Raw genomic sequence first — 22187 nt, 5'->3', positions numbered from 1 at the left:
GATATTGAGCTAACCCATACTAATTGCCCGAGAGGCTTAACTATACAACGCTCAAGTGTTTTTGAGTGGCTAGTGTGAAATACAACGAATAAAATCATACAGTAATCAGCTTGTGACCGAGAGAACAAACGAAAATAAAGAAAAGTAAGAAATAGGCAATTTGAGTTATTAAAGAATTATCCTGGCGGCGAGAGTGCGGTGGTCCCACCTGAATCCATACCGAACTCAGAAGTGAAACGCTGTAATGCCGATGGTAGTGTGGGGTATCCCCATGTGAGAGTAGGGCACCGCCAGGTATTTATTTTCCATAAATCCCCGAGTTGATGAGCTTGGGGATTTTTTTTACAGGATACGCTCCAAAATGTCCTGCTTGTTGGGATAATCAGAAGAGAAGGCTAACCTAGATTTTAACTCAGTCTTATAAACAGCGATTTTAATCAATCTTAAAAACCTCATTGAAATCGACCGCACTTTAATCTCCAATATTAGATAGAAAAAAACATCTTGTATTAATCTTTCCCAAATTATGGCTTAATTTAAAGAGCCGATGCAGCGTTGTGATTGGTATAGTCTGAACTATATTCAGACTTCACCTGTTTGAAATAGAGGAAAGTCAAATTATTGAGGTTAAAATACCATCTGAATTCAGATGGCATTTATTTGCTTTAAAGGTGGTTTACCTTAGACTTTATGACTATTCCAGAGTTGTCGTAGCTTAGGGATGCTGTCTAAATTAAAGGCATTTCGTAGAGATAAATGCCCGTGAGTCATTAGCTATTTGCCATCAAACTTGTGGAAAATAAGCGATTCCACGATAAAAATATGCTTTCTTCGTCTGTTTATAAGTGTTAAAGCCAAAGCTCAGTAAAACTTCATTTTCGCTAAGTGGTCGTGCGATTTCATTATGGTATTCTTGACGGGTAATACCCGTTGCTTTACCACTGTTGATATTATTGAAATGCTCGCGAACGGCTTCACGCCCAATCAAAAAATGTTTGGCTAGTGGATCAACGTAGATTACATCTTCAGCCAATGCGTCTATATATAAGCAGTTGGGTCGCCACAACTCCATCGCCATTGTATTTGTTGTTCAAAGTCTATAAGTCTCTGAATTTCTTGAGAATTCATAAGTATCTTACCTCTTTTTTTAGATATAAAAATAAGCAATGCACTTATAAAAAAGTGTCTTTGGGTTTTCAAATTAAAATTTGTTTTTAACACTTAGTACAGTAGATAAAATAACCTCTATCATTTCAACAAAATTTCACTTTGCCCGTTTGATCATCTTCCTCAACTAAACTGATAATCATCTTGGTCAATTTAGATAGGGAAAAGACGATAAAAATTGATCTGAGCACACTTTTTTATCTTTTTAGACTGTTCTTATAAAGACTACATCTAGGCTCTGACGGCTGAACGTAGTAAAACAAAAAGGACTATGTGAAACATAGTCCTGTAATTGAAAGTGAGTTTACATTATCTACTATTTTTTCTTCGCGTATTTTAGAGAGTCAATTGCGACAGCCAAGATGATAATACTTCCCTTGATAATATATTGCCAATAAGGATTGACACCGATATAGGTTAATCCGTAATTGATAACAGTGAAAATTATCACACCCGTCACCACTCCAAGTACAGTGCCTACACCGCCAGCGAATGATACGCCACCTACTACACAGGCAGCAATTGCATCCAATTCATACATAAAGCCTAGATTATTCGTTGCAGAACCGATACGGCCAGCTTCTAACATCCCACCGAAGGCGTAGAACATACCTGCAATGATATAGATAACGACAAGGTTACGAGCAACGTTTACTCCGGAGACTCTTGCGGCTTCAGGGTTACCACCGATTGCAAAGATATTTTTACCGAAGCGGGTTTTATTCCACATCACCCATACTAAAAATGAAGCAATCGCTGCATAAATAGTGATATACGATAACTTGAAGCTTCCTAATCGAAAAAAACCTTGGGCAAAGGCGGAGAAATTTTCATTAAAACCGGCAATCGGTGAACCGCCTACCGCATCGTAATAAAGAGAATTGAAACCATACACGATGATCATTGTCCCCATTGTTGCAATAAATGGCGTAACATTTAAGTAAGCAATAACTAAACCATTGACTAAGCCAATTACAGCGCCTACAGCACAAACGGTAAGGATCACTACGGGAATCGGTATTTCGCCTAAATCAGGAAAAACCCGATTCATATTTTCCATAGATTGTAGTAGGGTTGCAGAAATAACAGCGGCTAAACCAACCTGACGACCAGCAGATAAGTCTGTACCTTGAGTAACTAATAAGCCTGCTACACCCAGTGCGATGATGAGACGAACAGAGGATTGAGTCAGAATATTACTGAAATTCATTAAATTTAAGAATGTTGGATCTTGTGCAATGATAATACCGAGTAAAATCAACAGTACAAAATAGATCGCATTTTGTTTTAAGAAATCAAAGGATTTATTTTTTTCTAAGGCACTCATAATTCGTTCCTTTTGTCGTTATAAATATTTTGCTGCCAATTGCAAAATTTCTTCTTGAGACGTTTTTGCGGTTTCCACAATACCTGCAACTTTACCATTGCTCATAACGAGAATACGATCGGTTGCGCCGAGTAATTCTGGCATTTCAGAAGATATCATGATGATACCTTTGTCCTTTTTGGCAAGTTCTTGAATCAGTTGATAAATTTCAAATTTAGCACCGATATCAATACCACGAGTTGGTTCATCAAGCATCAAAATTTCCGGTTGAGTCAGTAGCCAACGTCCAATAATAACTTTTTGCTGGTTACCCCCGGAAAGTGAACCTATAGTTGTTTTATGTGAAGGCGTTTTCACATTCATTGAATCAATAACCCATTGAGTATCACTACGCATTTTTTTATTACTCAGTAACTTCCAAGGGGTAAGGTAAGATTTCATATTTGAAATCAAAGAATTAAATTCAATACTTAAATTTGAATAGATACCAGTAGAGCGACGCTCTTCGGTGACAAGTGCGAAACCGTTATTAATTGCTTCAAGTGCGGTTCGATTTTTCACAATTTTATCGTGAAGTTTGATGGTTCCGCTTCTGAGTTCACGCACCCCAAAAATTGCCTCTACAATATCTGTACGTTTTGCACCAACTAAGCCCGCAATACCTAAAATTTCACCTTTACGTAGTTCAAAAGAAACATCTTGAATAGAGGGTTGATTTAATGCAGTTAAATTTTCAACTTTTAGTACGACCTCTTTTGGCACATTTGTCCTTTCTGGAAAACGCTGTGTGAGCTCACGTCCTACCATCATAGAAACAATTTGTTCCATAGTTGAATTTTTTACAGAGACAGTGTTAATCCATTTCCCATCACGTAAAATAGTAATTTCATCACAAATTTTGAAAATTTCATCCATTTTGTGAGAAATGTAAATGATTCCACACCCGCGATCTTTTAGTTTTTGAATAATTTTAAATAGATGTTCCACCTCTTTTTCAGAAAGGGAAGACGTTGGTTCATCCATAATTACGATTTTGGCATCGTAAGAAAAGGCTTTTGCGATTTCAATCATCTGCATTTGGGAGACAGAAAGTTTGGCAACTTTTTCTCTAGGATCAACATCAATGTCTAATTCATCAAAGATCGCTTTGGTGTCATTGTACATTTTCGTGTGATCTACGAATGGGCCTTTTAGTGGATAACGTCCAAGCCATAAATTGTCCATTACACTGGTTTGGCGGACAAGATTAAGCTCTTGATGCACCATTGAAATGCCATTTTCGAGAGCCTCTTTTGAGGTTTTGAAATTAATAGGTTTCCCTAGGAAAAGAATTTCCCCCTCATCTTTGGCATAAATACCAAATAAGCATTTTAATAATGTGGACTTTCCTGCACCATTTTCCCCCATTAACGCATGAACAGAATGTGAACGCACGGTTAGATTTGCATTGTCTAAGGCTTTTACACCTGGAAAGGACTTGCAGACATTCGTCATAGTGAGCAGAACTTGATTGTCTTGACTTAAATTTTGAGTCGTCATATCAACCTCATTTAAAAACGGGGAAGACAGCACACTTCCCCTAAGGTTATATCATTAGTAATTATTTCAAGAATTCATCTAGATTATCTTTATCTATTCCCACATAAGGAATACGTACAACATGATCTTTTAATTCCCACTTGGTACCTTCAGTTGCCGGTTTACCTTGTGCAAGATTGTTTGTTAACTGGACAATTGCTTTTCCTTGGTTTACACCATCATTTAATACTGTGCCGGCAAGTTCCCCTTTTTTAATCAGTTGTAGGGCTTCAGGCAGAGCATCTACACCAAAAATTGGTAATTTTTTACCATGTGCTTTTGTCGCCTCCAATGCGCCTAATGCCATACCATCATTATTAGAAATAATCACCTCAATGCTATTGGCTTTTGGACCGGATAACCAAGCATCAACTTTATCTTTTGCCATTGCGGCATCCCACATACCCGTATCAATGAATAGCTGCTCGGTTTGGATTCCAACTTTATTCAGTTGCTCAACAACATATTTTGTCCGGGCTTCTGCATCAGGGTGACCTGGCTCACCTTTTAACAATACAAATTGAATTTTTCCATCCTTATTTAGATCAAGTTCAGGCATCGCCTTCCATTGTTTTGCGATTAAGTCTCCTTGGATAATGCCTGATTCTTTTGGATCAGTTCCTACATAGTATGCTTGTTCATAGCTACCGATTGCCTTCGCACCGGGATCCTTATTAAAGAATACGACAGGAACATTTTCTGGTTTCGCTTTACCTATAATTGTAGGCGCAGCGGCTGGGTCAACTAAGTTAATTGCAAGCGCTTTCACACCTTTAGAAAGTAATACATCAACTTGATCATTTTGGATGGATTGGGCATTTTGTGAGTCATTCATTAATAGTTCAATGCCTTTTAGTGTTTGTGCTTCTTTGCTAATTTCTTTACGCATTAATGACATAAAGTTGTCATCATATTTATAAATCGTGACACCAATACGGTTATCTGCGGAATAGCCAACTGTTGCGGCACTTAAACCGATTGCTAAAGTGATTGCACTTAATACTGCTGTTTTTTTCATAAAACACTCCTAATTTGGAAGGTTGATGTGAACAAAATATAGGTTGTTTACTTCTACAACTCGTAAAAATCATACTTAACAAATTATCCTTAGTCTGTGATCAAACTCACATAAATGAAAACGATTACAAAATAATATTGAAATTTGTGATGCTCATCACATTTTAACTTATTGTTTCCACAGAAAAGCGACGTACTAATGTCGGATTAAATTGAATTGCCGGGGGAGGATCGATTTTTTGATCAACTAAACTTAGTGCAAGATTTGCAGCATAGGTTGCCATTAAATCAATAGGATAGCGAATAGTTGTAAGTTTGGGAATTAAATAACGAGCAATCGGCATATCATCAAATCCAATAATAGAAAATTGATTTGGTACCTTGATATTATTTTCATTTAGTACTGAAATTGCCCCTGCAGCCATGGAGTCATTGTAGGCAATAACGGCGGTTAAGTCCTTGTTATAACTGAGTAAATCAATCATTGCTTGCTCTCCACCCTCAAAATCAGGTGAATTATGTGTGATGGCATGTTCGACAATAGGATAATGATGTGTTTTTAATGCTTCAAGATAGCCATTTCGACGTTCAACTTCATCAAAAATGGCGTGATTTGAGCCAATATAAGCAATTTTTTTATGGCCATGGCGAATCAACATTTCTGTTGCAAGATAAGTGCCTTTTTGATTATCTAAACTGATACAACGATTCTCATATCCCTTAATAACACGGTTAATAATGACCATACCTTTCACATTATTGAGATAGTCGGTAAGCTCTTCATCGGAAAGTGCTTTTGAGTGAACGACCAAACAACTACAGCGTTTTCTTAACAGAGTATTAATAGCTTCACGTTCTTTTTCTGCGTGATGGTAACCGATACCAATTAAAATCGTTTTGTGGTGTTTTTCGGCAACTTTATCGACGGCTTTCACTAAGATAGCAAAAAAAGCATCTGTGACATCTGTGACGACAACACCGATGGTATCGGTATTTTGTACGGCAAGAGCTTGTGCATTAGCATTCGGTTGGTAGTTTAATTGAGAGATCGCATCCTGTACGGCAAGGCGCGCTTTTTGGCTGACTGAAGGGTGATGATTTAACACGCGGGATACTGTTGCGACAGACACCTTTGCCAGTTCTGCAACATCATGAATAGTACTCATAATCAACCCTCTCGATGATTTATCTTACGATAAAAGCATCATAATAATTTCTTGTAAATTTGAAAACGGTTACTTTTTGATTTTGCAATGGAGATCACAAAATACCGCACTTGAATTTTGATTTTGTGATATAGATCACGGTTTGTTTTAAATAATTTAGGTATCTTAGGAAAGTAATAAATGTAATCGCTTACAAATATAAATGATAAAGGAGTCAAAGTATGAGTGAGGCTTTGTTTGAACCGACGGATCATCCGCATCGTCGTTATAATCCTCTTATTGATCAATGGATTTTGATTTCGCCACATCGGGCAAAACGACCGTGGCAAGGCCAGCAAGAAAAGGTTAATGAAGAGCAGAAACCTCGTTATGATTCAAGCTGTTATCTTTGTCCACGTAATAAACGGATCTCAGGCGAATTTAATCCGGATTACCATCAACCCTATGTGTTCAAAAATGATTTTTCAGCTCTCTTAGAGGATACGCCGGCACCGGAAAAATCTCATGATCCTCTTTTTCAGAGTTCTCAAGCCCGTGGCGAAAGCCGAGTTATTTGTTTTTCACCGGATCACAGTAAAACTTTACCATTATTGACCGCACTTGAAATTGAAGAAGTCATTAAAGTGTGGCAAGCACAGCTTCAAGAGCTAGGGAAAAAATATCAATGGGTTCAGATTTTTGAAAATAAAGGTGAAACAATGGGCTGTTCTAACCCACACCCCCACGGACAAATTTGGGCAAACAGTTTTTTACCCAATGAAGTGACCCGTGAAGATCGTACTCAGCGTGATTATTGGCAAAAACACGGCATTGTGATGTTAGTGGACTATGTGAAGCGTGAGTTGGCATTAAGAGAACGCATTGTTATAGAGACTGAATATTGGGTAGCACTTGTGCCTTATTGGGCAGCTTGGCCTTTTGAGACGTTGTTACTTCCTAAAACTCATGTGAAACGCTTAACTGAATTAAATGAGGCGCAATCGAAAGATTTAGCAATCATCTTGAAAAAATTGACAACGAAGTACGATAATTTATTTGAAACATCCTTCCCTTATTCAATGGGATTTCACGCCGCCCCGTTTAATGGCGAAGAAAATGAACATTGGCAGCTTCATGCACATTTTTATCCGCCATTGCTACGATCTGCCACGGTGCGTAAATTTATGGTGGGGTATGAAATGCTTGCTGAAAGTCAGCGAGATTTGACAGCAGAGCAGGCTGCAGAGCGATTACGGGTGTTAAGTGAGATTCATTATAAAGAACGTTAGACAGCAAATAGATAAAGATGAAAGGATATAAAACATGACTGATCCAATCCAACAATCACAGCATATTTTTACTCAAAAATTCCATACTCAACCTTCACTCACGGTTTATGCACCGGGACGAGTGAATATCATCGGTGAGCATACCGATTATAATGACGGTTTTGTGATGCCCTGTGCAATTAATTTCGGTACAGCCATTACCGGAACAACAAGGGATGACCACATTTGGCTGGTTTATGCGTCAGATTTAAACGAAAGCGATGAATTTTCTCTTAATGAAGTGATTGAAAAAAGTGGGCATAAGTGGGCGAATTACGTGCGTGGTGTCGTGAAATTTATTCAAGAACATTGCCCGGATTTCAGACAAGGTGCAAATTTGGTGATTTCAGGCAATGTGCCACTTTCATCAGGTTTAAGCTCATCGGCTGCACTGGAAGTGGCAGTCGGGAAATTTTGCCAACAACTTGCGGATTTACCTCTCTCAAACACAGAGATTGCATTGATTGGGCAAAAGGCTGAAAACCAATTTGTTGGCGCAAATTGTGGCAATATGGATCAACTTATTTCCGCATTAGGGCAGCAAGATCATCTATTAATGATTGATTGTCGCAGTCTTGAAACGAAGCCCACTCCGATGCCACAAGATATTGCGGTGATTATTGTTAACTCTAATGTACTGCATGATTTGGTGACGGGGGAATATAACACTCGCCGTCAACAATGTGAACGTGCGGCTGAATTTTTCGGTGTAAAAGCCTTACGTGATGTGTCTGTGGAAAGGTTCAAAGAAAGAGAAGTAGAATTGACCGCACTTGATCCTCTTGTAGCCAAACGAGCACGTCATGTTGTAACGGAAAACCAACGTGTGTTGGATGCGGTGGCTGCCTTAGCGCATAATGATTTAATCCGATTAGGTGAATTAATGGGGCAATCTCATGATTCAATGCGTGATGATTTTGAAATTACCGTGCCACAAATTGATTATTTAGTTGAATTAGCTCAGCTTGTGATTGGTAAAAATGGCGGGGCAAGGATGACGGGAGGTGGTTTTGGTGGCTGTATTGTTGCCCTTGCTCCACAAGATAAAGTCGATGCGGTACGCCAAATAATTGCCGATAATTATGAAAAAACCACCGGATTAAAAGAAACATTTTATGTGTGCACGGCATCTCAAGGTGTACATGTGATTTAAGAGGAAACCATGTTAGAAAATACAACATTCACTGCACCCGATGGAAAGCCATATCAGCTCATTTCTTTACAAAATGAAAACGGAATGTGTATTAAATTGATGGACTGGGGGGCGACTTGGCTTTCTTGCCAAGTCCCTGTGAAAGGGGTATTGCGGGAAGTCTTATTGGGTTGCAAGATTGAAGATTACCCGATTCAACAAGCCTATTTGGGGGCAAGCGTGGGACGCTATGCGAATCGTATTGCAAATGCTCAATTTGAATTAAATGGAGAAATAGTCCGACTTGCTGAAAATCAGGGAAAACATCAACTTCATGGGGGGGAAGGCTTTGATAAACGCCGTTGGGAAATTCAAAAGTGCGGTGAAAATTCAGTTTGTTTTTCACTTCATTCACCAGATAGAGATCAAGGTTTCCCCGGGAATGTTGCGGTTACGGTGACCTATACGTTGACAGCAGATAATGTTGTGAAAATTGAATATGAAGGTATCAGCGACAAAGATACGGCATTGAATCTCACGAATCATGCCTATTTTAATTTAGAAAATGCAGAACAAGGCTCGGACGTTCGTGAACACACTTTACGGCTGAATGCGGATTTTTATTTACCGGTAGATAGAGAAGGGATTCCAAATTCTCCCCTTAAACACGTGGTAGGAACAAGCTTTGATTTTCGTACGATAAAATTGATCAAGCAAGACTTCTTACAAGGCGATCAACAGGTGACTAAAGGTTATGATCATTCTTTTATTGTGAATAAAGCATGGCAGAAACCTTGCGTTTTGCTGACTTCCCCAAATGGCGATTTAACTCTTGAAGTACGAACTTCTCAGGCAGCATTGCAAGTTTATACCGGAAATTATCTTGCCGGTACGCCAACTCGAGGTCACGGAAAATACGCTGATTTTTCAGGTATCGCATTAGAGACCCAGTGTTTACCGGATACCCCGAATCACCCCGAGTGGCAAAATTATGGGGGCATTCAGAAAGCCAATGAGCGATATTATCAATGGACGGAGTTTAAGTTTCTGTAAAATAAAGTGCGGTAAAAATAGCGAATTTTTTTACCGCACTTTATTTTTCATGTGCTTTATTTTGCGAAATCAGTCGAAATGTGGTACTTTTCCGCGCTAGTTTGGACTTTCAAAACAAAACAATATGAGTGACGGACAACATTTAATTCAATCGGAAAATTCTAAAAAATCTTTTTTCCAATCTTTATTTGGACGCTTTTTTCAAGGCGAATTAAAAAATCGCGAAGATCTTGTGGAGGTCATCCGTGATTCCGAGCAAAACGATTTAATCGATCAAAATACGCGTGAAATGATTGAAGGCGTAATGGAAATTGCAGAACTTCGTGTGCGTGACATTATGATCCCCCGTTCTCAAATTATCTTTATTAAAGATGAACAAGATTTGAATGCTTGCTTGAATACCATTATTGATTCTGCTCATTCCCGTTTTCCTGTGATTGCCGATGCGGATGATCGGGACAATATCGCAGGGATTTTACATGCTAAAGATTTACTCAAATTCTTGCGTGAAGATGCGGAACAATTTGATATAGAGAAGCTTCTTCGACCAGCGGTGATCGTGCCGGAAAGTAAACGTGTCGATCGCATGCTAAAGGATTTCCGTTCAGAACGTTTCCATATGGCGATTGTGGTGGATGAATTTGGTGCGGTGTCCGGTTTAGTGACGATTGAAGATATTTTAGAGCAAATTGTGGGCGATATTGAAGATGAATTTGACGAAGAAGAAATTGCAGATATTCGTCAACTTTCCCGCCATGCCTATGCAGTGCGTGCATTGACTGATATTGATGATTTTAATGAACAATTTAATACACATTTTGATGATGAAGAAGTGGATACCATTGGGGGGCTTGTCATGCAAGCCTTTGGCTATTTACCAAAACGTGGTGAGGAAATTGTTTTAGGTAATTTACAATTCAAAGTGACTTCTGCAGATAGCCGCCGTTTAATTCAGTTACGTGTCACTGTGCCGGATGAGCACTTGTCGGATATGACAACGACAGAAGAACAAACAGAGTAGTGCCTTTTGGTAAAATTGTTTTCCCCCTTGGTATTGAGGGGGATTTTTGTGATATTGAAATAAAATGAAAAATTTATTGACTTATTTCATTGCCGTTTTTTCCGGTGTTATCGGTGTTTTCGCCTTTTCCCCTTTTGATTATTGGGGAATGGCGTATGTATCCTTATTTGGGTTACTTTATGTCGCCAAAACACCGAAAAAATCTACCGCACTTTTAGGTACTTTCTTATGGGCGATGGGCTTTTTCTGTTTTGGTGTCAGTTGGTTGAATGTCAGTATTCATCAGTTTGGCGGCGCATCGCTTGGGGTGAGTTATTTCCTTGTAGGATTGCTTTCAGCCTATCTTGCTCTTTACCCGATGCTTTTCACCTATCTTGTTCAACGTTTTAAGGTTAAAAGTGCCGTTATTTTTGCGGTAATTTGGACATTCACAGAATTTTTACGGGGATGGGTCTTCACCGGCTTTCCTTGGTTACAATTTGGTTACACTCAAATAGATAGTCCATTTGCAGGTATTGCACCAATATTCGGTGTGGATGGGCTAACTTTCTTTACCTTATGGGCAAGTGCGGTCATTTTTAATGGTACTTTTGCGGTATTGAAAGAAAAAAATATCAAATTGTTAGTAGTCAATGTTCTACAGCTTGCTGTTGTTGGTGGTTTAGCTACTTATACGAAAAATATCACTTTTGTAAAATCTGTTGAGGATAAAGCACTGACGATCACTCTTGCTCAAGGTAATATTGAGCAAAATCTCAAGTGGGATCCGGCGTATTTCTATTCAACCTTAGAAATCTATCAAAAATTAATCGCAGAAAATTTAGGCAAAAGCGATCTTATTGTGTTACCTGAATCAGCGCTGCCGACTTTGGAAAATCATATTGTCCCATTTTTTGAAAGTCTTGATCGGCTGGCACAAGAAAAGAAGACGGAGATTATGATTGGCACGGTATATCAAGATATTGAATCGGGTAAATTGCTTAACTCTATTGTTAGCGCAGGTAATCCGGATTTTCCTTACCGATTGTCCACAAATAATCGGTATAGTAAGCATCATTTAGTTCCCTTTGGTGAATATGTTCCTCTGGAAACGTGGTTGCGCCCGCTAAATTCCGTGTTTAACTTACCTATGTCTGCTTTTCAACGTGGTGAGGCAATACAGCCTTCTTTTATGGCAAAGCAACGCGCATTTTCACCGGCAATTTGTTATGAAATTATTTTTGGTGAGCAAGTGCGTCAAAACGTCAAAAAGGACACGGATTATTTACTGACGATTTCTAATGATGCTTGGTTTGGTGATTCTATTGGCCCTTGGCAACATCTACAAATGGCGAGAATGAGAGCGTTGGAATTAGGTAAACCTTTAATTCGTGCAACTAATACAGGGATTTCAGTGTTTATTGGGGCAATGGGTGAGGTTTTGGCACAAGCGCCACAATTTGTCGAAACCACTTTAACCTATACAATTGCACCGACTGAAGGCAAAACACCTTATTCAGTGTTGGGGAATATGCCGCTTTATGGTTTGTCGTTGTTGTTTTTAATGTTACGTGGTCTGATGATGTTTATTCGTCGCCGTATGAACCTTTCAGAAAAACAATAGTCAAAACGACCGCACTTTATTTGATGGGCTTGCTCATCACCGATTGAATAGTATTGGTGGGGTGATAATTCCATTCCGCCTAAAAGAATGAGATTTTAATGAGTCAAAATCTAATTGAAGTAAAAAACCTCACCTTTAAGCGAGGCGAACGGGTGATTTACGATAACCTGAATTTAAAAGTCCAAAAGGGAAAAATTACGGCAATTATGGGGCCGTCAGGAATCGGAAAAACAACCTTGCTAAAATTAATTGGTGGGCAGTTGCAGCCTGAGAAAGGCGAAATTTGGTTTGATGGTAAAAATATTTGTCGTCTTTCTAATCGTGAATTGTATGAACTACGTAAACGCATGGGAATGTTGTTTCAATCCGGTGCACTTTTTACCGATATTTCTACCTTTGATAATGTTGCGTTCCCTATTCGTGAACACACACGTTTGCCGGAAACGTTAATTCGTCAAATTGTATTGATGAAATTAGAAGCGGTTGGATTGCGCGGTGCTGCACAATTAATGCCTTCTGAACTTTCCGGTGGTATGGCACGCCGTGCAGCATTGGCGAGAGCCATTGCGTTGGATCCCGACTTGATTATGTTTGATGAACCTTTTACAGGACAAGATCCGATTAGTATGGGGGTTATTGTCAGTTTAATTAAACGGTTAAATGAAGCGCTTAATTTGACATCAATTGTGGTTTCACATGATGTACAAGAAGTATTAAGTATTGCAGATTACGCCTATATTATTGCCGATAAGCAGGTCATTGCAGAAGGGACTTCAGCACAATTACTCGAAAGCCAAGATCCGCAAGTATTGCAGTTTTTAAAAGGTGAAGCTGACGGACCGGTGAAATTTCATTATCCGGCTAGCAATTATGTGGAGGCGTTATTCCAATGATGATTGAAACGATTTCTTCTCTTGGACGTAAGGTTATCCGTTTTTTTCGTGCTTTAGGGCGTGCCGGTTTAATGCTGTTTGGAGCGTTGGTGGGGAAACCTCAAATTCGCCAACATTTTCCACTTTTGATTAAACAGCTACACGTTTTGGGCGTACAATCTTTGCTGATTATCCTTCTTTCCGGTTTGTTTATCGGAATGGTATTAGGGTTACAAGGTTACGTGGTGCTCGTGGATTTTTCCGCTGAAACCAGTCTTGGACAGTTGGTGGCATTATCGCTTTTACGGGAATTAGGCCCCGTTGTGACCGCACTTTTATTTGCCGGGCGCGCAGGTTCGGCTTTAACGGCAGAAATTGGTTTAATGAAAGCGACCGAGCAGCTTTCAAGTCTTGAAATGATGGCCGTGGATCCTTTGCGTCGGGTCATTGCTCCGCGTTTTTGGGCGGGCGTGATGGCGATGCCGATTCTTTCCGTTATTTTTATTGCTATTGGTATTTGGGGCGGGTCACTTGTGGGCGTAGATTGGAAAGGCGTAGATGCAGGGAGTTTTTGGTCTGTGATGCAAAATTCTGTCAGCTGGAGCTATGACATTCTCAATGGATTTATTAAAAGTCTGTTTTTTGCCATTGCGGTGGTATGGATTGCATTATTTAACGGCTATGATTGTGTACCCACTTCGGAAGGTATTAGTCAAGCCACAACTCGAACCGTTGTACACGCTTCGTTAGTGGTACTCGGATTAGATTTCATCTTAACTGCCATTATGTTTGGGGCAGGTTAAAAGGGTATTTTTATGCGACAAACTGTTAAATATGAATTTTGGGTCGGATTATTCTTATTGCTTGGCATTGGTGCACTCGTATTTTTAGGTTTACGTGTAGCAAATGTGCAAGGTTTCGGTGAGAATAAATCTTATATGGTTACTGCAACTTTTGACAATATTGGCGGACTAAAAGTCCGTGCGCCGTTAAAAGTAGGAGGGGTTGTGATTGGTCGAGTAAGTAGTATTGAACTGGATGAGAAAACCTACTTACCAAAAGTGAATATTGCTATTAATGAAGACTATAATGAAATTCCGGAAAATAGTTCATTATCCATCAAAACATCAGGGCTTTTGGGAGAGCAATATATCGCATTAACGATGGGATTTGATGATGGTGAGACCGCCATGTTGAAAAACGGTAGCCAGATTCAAGATACAAAATCAGCTATGGTATTGGAAGATCTGATAGGTCAGTTTCTCTATGGCGACAAAAAATCTGAAGGAAATGCGGAAAACGCAGAACCGGCAGCAAAATAATAACAATGTTTAATTAGGAGATTTATGATGAAAATCACTCAGTTGAGAAAATGGTTTGCAATTTTAGCCTTTGCAATGACCGCACTTTTTGTTACTCGTACAGTAATGGCTGAAACCAGTCCTTATGTCTTAATGCAGCAAGCCTCAGACAAATTGTTTGCAGATATTAAAAACAATCAAACGAAAATTAAACAGAACCCAAACTATCTCCGTACCATTGTACGTAATGATTTATTACCTTATGTACAAGTGAACTATGCCGGTTCCTTAGTGTTAGGATCGCATTTTAAATCAACCACGCCGGAACAACGTGAAAAATTTTTCAAAGCCTTTGGTGATTTTATTGAGCAAGCCTATGCTCAAGTTTTGACGGCATACAGCAATCAGAATATTCAAATTGAACCTGCAAAAGAGGTGGGGGATAAAAACTTAGTGAGTATTCGTGTAAATATTATTCAAAGTGGTGGTGCAGCGCCGATTAAATTAGATTTTAAATGGCGTAAAAATAGCAAAACAGGGGAATGGCAGGCTTATGATATGGTCGCTGAAGGCGTAAGTATGGTAGTGACGAAACAAAATGAATGGAGCGGTATTTTACGCCAACAAGGTATTGATGCATTAACGGCTCAAATTCAAAAATCAGCGGCTCAACCTGTTACATTAAGCAAATAATCCATGACAACATTAAATTGGGATTTCGTTCAAAAGAATGATAAGATAGCGCTCCGATTTTTTGGGGAGCTATCTCGTAACACGTTGCTAGTCTTGTGGCGGCAACGTGCTTCTTTTTTATCAGAGGCTAAGTTAAATCGCTCAATTATTGAATGGGATTTAACGGAGATAACAAGAATTGATTCCGCAGGCTTTGCTTTGCTTTGTGATTTCTTATATACCAGTCAACAATTGCCAAACAAAACAGTATGCTTAGTTAATCCTCCTCAACAATTATTAACCCTTGCAGATTTAGCCAATTTATCTGATTGGCTCACTGCTTTTGTTGAATATCATTAAAATGGAAACCTGAATGGAACTGAAAGAAATCGAACGAATTTTAAAAGAATCGTTAAATGTTGATGAAGTGTACGCACAAGGTGAAAATGCGCATTTCGGCGTGATTGTGGTGAGTGATGAAATTGCTGCATTATCCAAATTAAAACAGCAACAAGCTGTTTATGCCCCTCTTATGTCCTACTTTAGTACCGGTGAAATTCATGCCTTAACCATTAAAACTTACACCACTGAAAAGTGGAAAATGGATCGTCTTTTACATCAATTCAGTTAAATTATTAGGATTTCTTACATGGAAAAATTTCGTGTTTATGGCGGACAGTCCCGTTTAAGTGGTACCGTCACTATTTCAGGTGCTAAAAATGCTGCACTTCCAATCCTTTTTGCCTCAATTTTAGCGACAGAGCCGGTAAAACTCACTAATGTACCGGAACTCAAGGATATTGAAACTACGCTTAAAATTTTACGTAAATTAGGCGTGGTTGCCGAGCGTGATGAAAGCGGGGCTGTGTTATTGGACGCATCAAAAATTGACCATTTTATTGCACCTTATGATTTAGTAAAAACAATGAGGGCTTCAATTTGGGCGCTTGCCCCTCTCGTTGCTCGTTTTCACCAAGGGCAGGTTTCCTTACCGGGAGGTTGCTCAATTGGCGCTCGTCCCGTGGATTTACATATTAGCGGTCTTGAAAAAATGGGTGCGGATATTGTGCTTGAAGAAGGCTACGTAAAAGCACAGGTTATGGATCGTTTAATCGGTACGCGTCTTGTCATGGAAAAAGTCAGCGTAGGGGCAACTTTATCTATCATGATGGCGGCAACGCTCGCGAAAGGGAAAACTGTGATTGAAAATGCGGCCCGTGAACCTGAGATTGTGGATACGGCGGACTTCCTCAATAAAATGGGTGCAAAAATCAGTGGCGCCGGTTCGGATCATATTACGATTGAAGGTGTGGATCGCTTAACCGGTTGTGAGCATAGTATCGTACCGGATCGCATTGAAACCGGGACGTTCTTAGTGGCGGGGGCAATTTCAGGCGGACGTGTCGTTTGTAAAAATACAAAAGCAGATACCTTAGATGCAGTGATTGATAAATTACGTGAGGCTGGCGCTCAAGTTGATGTCACGGAAGATACAATTACATTAGATATGTTCGGTAACCGCCCAAAAGCGGTGAATATTCGTACGGCTCCTCACCCAGGTTTTCCAACGGATATGCAAGCGCAGTTCACCTTATTAAATATGGTGGCACAGGGAACGAGCATTATCACCGAGACAATTTTTGAAAATCGTTTTATGCATATCCCGGAATTAATTCGTATGGGTGGTAAGGCTGAAATTGAAGGGAATACAGCGGTATGTCACGGTGTGGAACAGCTTTCCGGCGCAGAAGTGATGGCAACAGATTTGCGAGCGTCAATTAGTTTGGTTCTAGCGGGTTGTATTGCAACAGGTGAAACCATCGTTGATCGTATTTACCATATTGATCGTGGCTACGAACATATTGAAGAAAAATTACGTTGCTTAGGTGCAAGAATTGAACGCTTTTCAGAAAAAAATGAAGAAGAGTAACGTTTTCTTCTAGATAAATGTTAGAAAAGAGCGGTCAAATTTGGCCGCTTTTTTACCTTTGTTTTATACGATCTCATTTCTGGATATAAGATTTCAATGTTTGCTCCACCTCATAAATCCAATCTAATTCATATTGGGTAAAGCCTGCTTGAATACGTGCATCAGTATTAATTACACCTTTAAAAATCACAATGCGATATTTATGCAACAATTCAGTGAAACATTTCATTGCATCTAATCCGCGTTTCTCAGAAAGTGCCTGATACCAATGATTGCCAATATAAACATGACCAATCTCATCTTGCAAAATGATATCCAAAATATCAACGGCAGCGAAGTCTTTACGTTGGGCAATTTTTTTCTTGTAATACAGGGGTTGCATCTAAACCACGGGCTTCTAATACTCTTGGAACGAGCGCCATTCTCTCCCAAATATCGTGAGCGGTAGCCTGTGCCATTTCCCATAAACCGGCATGGGCTTCAAAGTCTCCGTATTGATAACCCAATGTTTTCAAATGTTCATTGATCAAACTAAAATGCGTGCTTTCTTCACGTGCGACGCGCAACCAATCTTTCACAAAAGCCAGTCCTTCACCCAATTCTTCTTGGGCATTTCGCCCGAATCGCCATGCGGCATCTAAGCCCAAATTAATCGCATTAAATTCAATATGTGCAATGGCGTGCAAGGTGGCAGCATAGCCTTCTTTTGTGGCAAAAGAACGTTTGGGAACATCTTTGGGTGCGACTAAAATAGGTTTTGCCGGGAATCCAGCAATATTTTGTTTAACGCTGATTTGTGGAAAATCATCGATTTCCGTGAGTGAGATCATCGGTAAAATCTCATCATAGAGTTGATTAACAAGTGTACATTTAATGCCGGGATTGGTTTCTTGCAAGGCTTCAGTGACCTTATGCCAAAATTCTCTTTTCATTACTGCCTCAAATTCGGTTATTTTTGATAACGGATTAAGCCTTCTTGTTGTGTAGTTGCAATTAATTTTCCCTCTTGTGAAAAAATTTGCCCTCGTGAGAGTCCACGTCCAGCAAAAGCGTTATTACTTTCGATTGCATGGAGATGCCAATTATTCAAGTCAAATGGGCGATGAAACCAAATACTATGATCAATTGTCGCTACTTTCATTCCCTGTTGTAGAAAACCTTTCTCATGAGGGTGAAGTGCGGTCAAAAGACAGTGAAAATCAGAAAAATAGGCAAGCAAACACTGCTGTATGGCAAGATCAAGAGGTGCCTTACCCTGTGTTCTAAACCATGAATATTGTTCCGCCGGTAATTTCACACCATTGAACGGATTATTGAGATATTTTGTCCGTATCTCAAAAGGACGTTCAGCCATAAATTTCTCTTTTAATGATTCAGGCAGGGAGGATGCCATTTTTTGTATCATTGCGTTTTCGTCAATGAACTTTTCAGGTAACTCGACATCTGGCATTTTATTTTGATGATCAAAACCTTCTTCATATACTTGGAAGGATGTGGTGATATGACAAATAGGCTTGTTATGCTGAACTGCTTTTACCTTAAGAGTTGAAAAGTTTCTCCCTTCACGTAGCGTTTCCACATCGTAAATAATTGGATATTGACTATCACCCGGTGCAAGAAAATAGGCATGGCATGAATGTAAAAGTCGATCTTTCGGCGCAACCTGTATCGCTGCAGACAGCGCCTGTGCCACCACTTGCCCGCCAAATACTTGACGAAGCCCTAAATCTTGGCTTTCTCCACGAAAAATCAAATCATCAATTTGTTTAAGTCTAAGCAGATGAATTAAATGATTAAGCGCTCCTGACATTTTGCTTTCCCTGTTGAATAAAAGTGCGGTTATTTTAACGAAGATTTTAGGGAATACAAAAAGTTAACAGATGGAGTTTCAATCCCTTTGGAGCAGGGCAGGGACTTTCGACTTAATAAAAAAGCGATTGTAAATTTTATATGATTCCAATCGCCTTGTGCGATTAAGTGTCAGGTTATAGGTGTTTCACTCGACGTTTCACCTCTTCCTGTTTTCCTGCATTAAAAGGGCGTGCATCAGGGCTGCCTAGATAGCCGCATACACGGCGGGTAACCGATACTTTACTGCTGTCGTGATTACCGCATTTCGGACAAACAAAACCTTTGCTCGTACAGTCAAATTCGCCAGTAAAACCGCATTCGTAGCATTCGTCAATAGGCGTGTTAGTGCCATAATAAGGCACGCGATCGTAGCTATAATCCCACACATCTTCCAGTGCTTTTAAGTTGTGTTGGATATTCGGATATTCGCCATAGCAAATAAATCCACCACTGGCTAAAGGTGGGTAAGGCATTTCAAAATCCAATTTATCGTAAGGATTGACTTTCTTTTCTACATCTAAATGATAGCTGTTGGTGTAGTACCCTTTATCCGTGACACCTTCAATCATGCCAAATTGTTTGGTATCCAAACGGCAGAAACGGTCGCATAAATTTTCACTCGGTGTGGAATAGAGGCTGAAAGCATAGCCCGTTTCTTGTTGCCATTGTTTCACAGCACGATGCAAATGACGAACAATCTCAATTCCTTTTTCACGTAATTGTGCATCATCAAAAATATGGCCTTTGTGATAAAGAGCATTGACGGTTTCGTGAATACCAATGTAACCGAGTGAAATGGAGGCTCGTCCATTTTTGAAAATTTGGGCAACATGATCATCGGCATTTAAACGTACTCCACAAGCACCTTCCATATAAAGAATTGGCGCGACACGGACTTTCGTATTTTCAAGTCGGGCTATTCTTGTCATTAAGGCCTTTTTGGCGATAGCAAGGCGCTCATCTAAAGTGCGGTAGAATTCTGTCTCATTTTTTGATTCTAAAGCGATACGTGGTAGATTCAGGCTTACCACGCCCAAATTGTTACGCCCATCGTGAATTTCCTTACCCTGTTCTTCATAAGCGCCTAAGAAACTCCGACAGCCCATAGGGGCTTTAAAAGAGCCTGTTACTTTCACGACCTGATCATAATTGAGAATATCCGGATACATTCGTTTAGAGGCACATTCTAGCGCCAGTTGTTTAATATCATAATTTGGTTCGCCTTTTGCTTGGTTAAGCCCTTTTTTAATGGTGAACACGAGTTTTGGAAAAACCGGTGTTTTATGGTTTTTACCCAAACCGCGAATACGGTTTTTTAAAATCGATTGTTGAATTAAACGGGCTTGCCAACTTGTGCCTAGACCGAATCCAAAGGTCACAAAAGGCGTTTGCCCATTTGAGGTATGTAAGGTGTTCACTTCATACTCTAGAGATTGAAAGGCATCAAAGCATTCTTTTTCAATCAACGCTTTTGCATAGCCTTCTGCATCCGGTACTTGCCATTCTTGGGCATTTTTTAAATGCTTTTCATAACTTAACTGTACATAGGGGGCCAGTATTTCATCAATACGATTAATGGTGGTGCCACCGTAAATATGGCTGGCAACTTGTGCAATGATTTGTGCCGTCACAGCGGTTGCCGTACCAATGGATTTGGGTGGTTCAATTTCGGCATTGCCCATTTTGAACCCTTGGGAGAGCATGCCTTTTAAATCCACTAACATACAGTTGAACATTGGGAAAAACGGTGCATAGTCCAAATCATGATAATGAATTTCTCCTTTTTCGTGTGCTTCGACTACATCACGTGGCAGGATATGATGTTTGGCGTAATGTTTTGCCACAATACCGGCGAGTAAATCTCGTTGGGTAGGAATGACTTTTGCATCCTTGTTGGCATTCTCATTTAATAATTCTACATTGCTTTGCTCAATTAATCCCTCAATCTCCTTGGTGAGTTTGCTGCGTTTTTCACGGGCTAAATCGCGATCATGGCGATATTCAATATAAGCACGTGCTATTTGAGGATAGCGACTTGCCATTAATTTATCTTCAACGATTTTTTGAATTTGATTGATGTCGATTTCTTGTTGATGATGGGTAAAAATTTCATTTCCCACGTCATGTCCAATTTGATGACAATAAAATTCATCATGAATATTGACCGCACTTGCGGCTTTTTTGATGGCGTGAATAATGCGTTGAATTTCAAAGTCTGCACGTGAGCCATCGCGTTTGATAACGCTAAAACTATTCATTGTATGCTCCAAGATATAGTATGTTTAAAATGCGAGGCATACTATATATAGGTAAAATAATATAATCAACACACAATATGTAGTGTTTTTTTATTTTGTTTTATGGATGGAAATAGGGTAGTGCCTTGATTTCAAAGGGGAGACGTGAATTTTTTGTATGAGAATTAATCTCAAATAAATGTTATTTTTGTGATCTTGATCAAGATTTTATATAAGAACAGCGGAGCAATAAAAAACGGTCGAAAAATCGACCGCACTTTTATTTCAGTTACAAAGATTATGCTGCGACCATCACCATGGCGGGACGAATAACACGCCCGTTTAAAGTATAGCCTTTCTGTAAAACTGTCGTAATTTGGTTAGATTCAAATCCTTCAGCCGGTTGCATTGAAATAGCTTGGTGTAAATCAGGGTTGAATACCTCACCGACTACACCTACCGCTTCAACACCAAAGCGACCGACAGTTGAAATGAGTTCTTTTAAGGTGAGTTCTACGCCATCAAATAACGCCTTTATACTTTCATCCTCGGTGTTAGCCGGCGTAGCAAGTGCTCGTTCTAAATTGTCAATCGTATTTAAAATATCTTTTGAGAATTTTTCTAAGGCAAATTTATGGGCTTTTTCTATGTCTTGCTCTGTACGGCGACGAATATTGTCAATTTCTGCACGGGTACGGAGTAAAAGATCTTGCTCTTTTTTAGCGGTTTCTTCAACTTGTGCTTTAAGTTGTTCCTCAAGCTCCTGAACACGGGCAATGGCTTCTTCTAAAGGATCATCGGATTGTGCTTGCTCAACATTCTCTTGTTGCGTTTCTTCAACAATTTCTTCATTCGCATTAAATTTTTGTTCTTGTTCAGACATTTTGTTCTCCATTAATTCAAAAATCGGCGGTATTTTAGCAAAATTAAGGTGCTATGTAATATAATGGCGA

General features: G+C 39.5%; 20 protein-coding genes, 1 rRNA gene and 1 pseudogene. 13 read left to right on the top strand and 9 right to left on the bottom strand.

Going from position 1 to position 22187, the window contains the following annotated elements; translation table 11 throughout:
- Positions 1-180 precede the first annotated feature (180 nt).
- Positions 181-296 (top strand): 5S ribosomal RNA (gene rrf / locus E4T92_RS07055).
- A gap of 488 nt (positions 297-784) precedes the next feature.
- Here the strand turns inward: rrf and E4T92_RS07050 are convergent.
- The 5 genes from E4T92_RS07050 to E4T92_RS07030 all read right to left on the bottom strand — a co-directional run bounded on the left by E4T92_RS07050 (position 785) and on the right by E4T92_RS07030 (position 6255).
- Positions 785-1078 carry a hypothetical protein gene (locus tag E4T92_RS07050; protein ID WP_135094024.1) on the bottom strand — a complete coding sequence of 98 codons (294 nt, stop codon included), beginning with the start codon at positions 1076-1078 and terminating at the stop codon, positions 785-787.
- Positions 1079-1483: 405 nt separating this feature from the next.
- Positions 1484-2494, bottom strand: coding sequence for a galactose/methyl galactoside ABC transporter permease MglC (gene mglC / locus E4T92_RS07045; RefSeq protein WP_077542713.1), 1011 nt, complete (start codon positions 2492-2494; stop codon positions 1484-1486).
- Positions 2495-2512: 18 nt separating this feature from the next.
- Positions 2513-4033 (bottom strand): galactose/methyl galactoside ABC transporter ATP-binding protein MglA, encoded by a 1521-nt coding sequence (gene mglA, locus E4T92_RS07040; protein ID WP_135094022.1) that lies wholly within the window; start codon positions 4031-4033, stop codon positions 2513-2515.
- Positions 4034-4094: 61 nt separating this feature from the next.
- The gene (mglB, locus tag E4T92_RS07035; protein WP_135094020.1) at positions 4095-5090 is read right to left on the bottom strand and encodes a galactose/glucose ABC transporter substrate-binding protein MglB; all 996 of its coding nucleotides are present in this window, start codon (positions 5088-5090) and stop codon (positions 4095-4097) included.
- 163 nt (positions 5091-5253) lie between these two features.
- Positions 5254-6255: a substrate-binding domain-containing protein gene (locus tag E4T92_RS07030; RefSeq protein WP_077542710.1), complete on the bottom strand. Its 1002-nt coding sequence runs from the start codon at positions 6253-6255 to the stop codon at positions 5254-5256.
- Positions 6256-6476: 221 nt separating this feature from the next.
- Here E4T92_RS07030 and galT point away from each other — a divergent pair, with 221 nt between their 5' ends.
- From galT to murA, 12 genes are all read left to right on the top strand, one after another.
- On the top strand, positions 6477-7523 hold the full coding sequence (gene galT, locus E4T92_RS07025; protein WP_135094019.1) for a galactose-1-phosphate uridylyltransferase: 1047 nt from the start codon (positions 6477-6479) through the stop codon (positions 7521-7523).
- A 34-nt stretch (positions 7524-7557) separates the two neighbouring features.
- On the top strand, positions 7558-8715 hold the full coding sequence (gene galK / locus E4T92_RS07020; RefSeq protein ID WP_135094018.1) for a galactokinase: 1158 nt from the start codon (positions 7558-7560) through the stop codon (positions 8713-8715).
- 9 nt (positions 8716-8724) lie between these two features.
- Complete coding sequence (gene galM / locus E4T92_RS07015; protein ID WP_135094016.1) at positions 8725-9747, top strand: galactose-1-epimerase; 1023 nt, start codon at positions 8725-8727, stop codon at positions 9745-9747.
- Positions 9748-9871: 124 nt separating this feature from the next.
- Complete coding sequence (gene corC / locus E4T92_RS07010; protein WP_077542717.1) at positions 9872-10768, top strand: CNNM family magnesium/cobalt transport protein CorC; 897 nt, start codon at positions 9872-9874, stop codon at positions 10766-10768.
- Between the two features lie 64 nt (positions 10769-10832).
- Positions 10833-12371, top strand: a complete 1539-nt coding sequence (lnt, locus tag E4T92_RS07005) for an apolipoprotein N-acyltransferase (protein ID WP_135094014.1) — start codon at positions 10833-10835, stop codon at positions 12369-12371.
- Between the two features lie 98 nt (positions 12372-12469).
- The gene (gene mlaF / locus E4T92_RS07000; RefSeq protein ID WP_077542719.1) at positions 12470-13264 is read left to right on the top strand and encodes a phospholipid ABC transporter ATP-binding protein MlaF; all 795 of its coding nucleotides are present in this window, start codon (positions 12470-12472) and stop codon (positions 13262-13264) included.
- Entirely contained in the window at positions 13261-14046 is a 786-nt protein-coding gene (mlaE, locus tag E4T92_RS06995; RefSeq protein ID WP_077542720.1) for a lipid asymmetry maintenance ABC transporter permease subunit MlaE, read from the top strand. Before mlaF ends, mlaE begins: the two co-directional genes overlap by 4 nt.
- Before the next feature lie 12 nt (positions 14047-14058).
- A complete protein-coding gene (gene mlaD / locus E4T92_RS06990; protein ID WP_077542721.1) occupies positions 14059-14565 on the top strand; it encodes an outer membrane lipid asymmetry maintenance protein MlaD in 507 nt (168 codons plus the stop codon).
- A gap of 27 nt (positions 14566-14592) precedes the next feature.
- On the top strand, positions 14593-15237 hold the full coding sequence (mlaC, locus tag E4T92_RS06985; RefSeq protein ID WP_194199160.1) for a phospholipid-binding protein MlaC: 645 nt from the start codon (positions 14593-14595) through the stop codon (positions 15235-15237).
- 3 nt (positions 15238-15240) lie between these two features.
- Positions 15241-15576 (top strand): lipid asymmetry maintenance protein MlaB, encoded by a 336-nt coding sequence (locus E4T92_RS06980; protein ID WP_135094013.1) that lies wholly within the window; start codon positions 15241-15243, stop codon positions 15574-15576.
- Between the two features lie 13 nt (positions 15577-15589).
- The gene (locus tag E4T92_RS06975; protein WP_077542724.1) at positions 15590-15847 is read left to right on the top strand and encodes a BolA family protein; all 258 of its coding nucleotides are present in this window, start codon (positions 15590-15592) and stop codon (positions 15845-15847) included.
- A gap of 18 nt (positions 15848-15865) precedes the next feature.
- Positions 15866-17146, top strand: a complete 1281-nt coding sequence (murA, locus tag E4T92_RS06970; RefSeq protein ID WP_135094012.1) for a UDP-N-acetylglucosamine 1-carboxyvinyltransferase — start codon at positions 15866-15868, stop codon at positions 17144-17146.
- A 73-nt stretch (positions 17147-17219) separates the two neighbouring features.
- Here the strand turns inward: murA and E4T92_RS06965 are convergent.
- From E4T92_RS06965 to grpE, 4 genes and pseudogenes are all read right to left on the bottom strand, one after another.
- Positions 17220-18078, bottom strand: a pseudogene (locus tag E4T92_RS06965) (ferritin-like domain-containing protein).
- A gap of 17 nt (positions 18079-18095) precedes the next feature.
- A complete protein-coding gene (gene tesB, locus E4T92_RS06960) occupies positions 18096-18956 on the bottom strand; it encodes an acyl-CoA thioesterase II (protein WP_135094010.1) in 861 nt (286 codons plus the stop codon).
- Between the two features lie 175 nt (positions 18957-19131).
- On the bottom strand, positions 19132-21255 hold the full coding sequence (gene nrdD, locus E4T92_RS06955; RefSeq protein ID WP_135094008.1) for an anaerobic ribonucleoside-triphosphate reductase: 2124 nt from the start codon (positions 21253-21255) through the stop codon (positions 19132-19134).
- A gap of 277 nt (positions 21256-21532) precedes the next feature.
- Positions 21533-22117 (bottom strand): nucleotide exchange factor GrpE, encoded by a 585-nt coding sequence (gene grpE / locus E4T92_RS06950; RefSeq protein ID WP_077542729.1) that lies wholly within the window; start codon positions 22115-22117, stop codon positions 21533-21535.
- Positions 22118-22187 lie beyond the last annotated feature (70 nt).

It is taken from the genome of Pasteurella sp. WM03 (genome assembly GCF_004570945.1).
GTDB lineage: Bacteria > Pseudomonadota > Gammaproteobacteria > Enterobacterales > Pasteurellaceae > Rodentibacter.
This window is presented reverse-complemented; position numbering and strand designations above follow the sequence as displayed.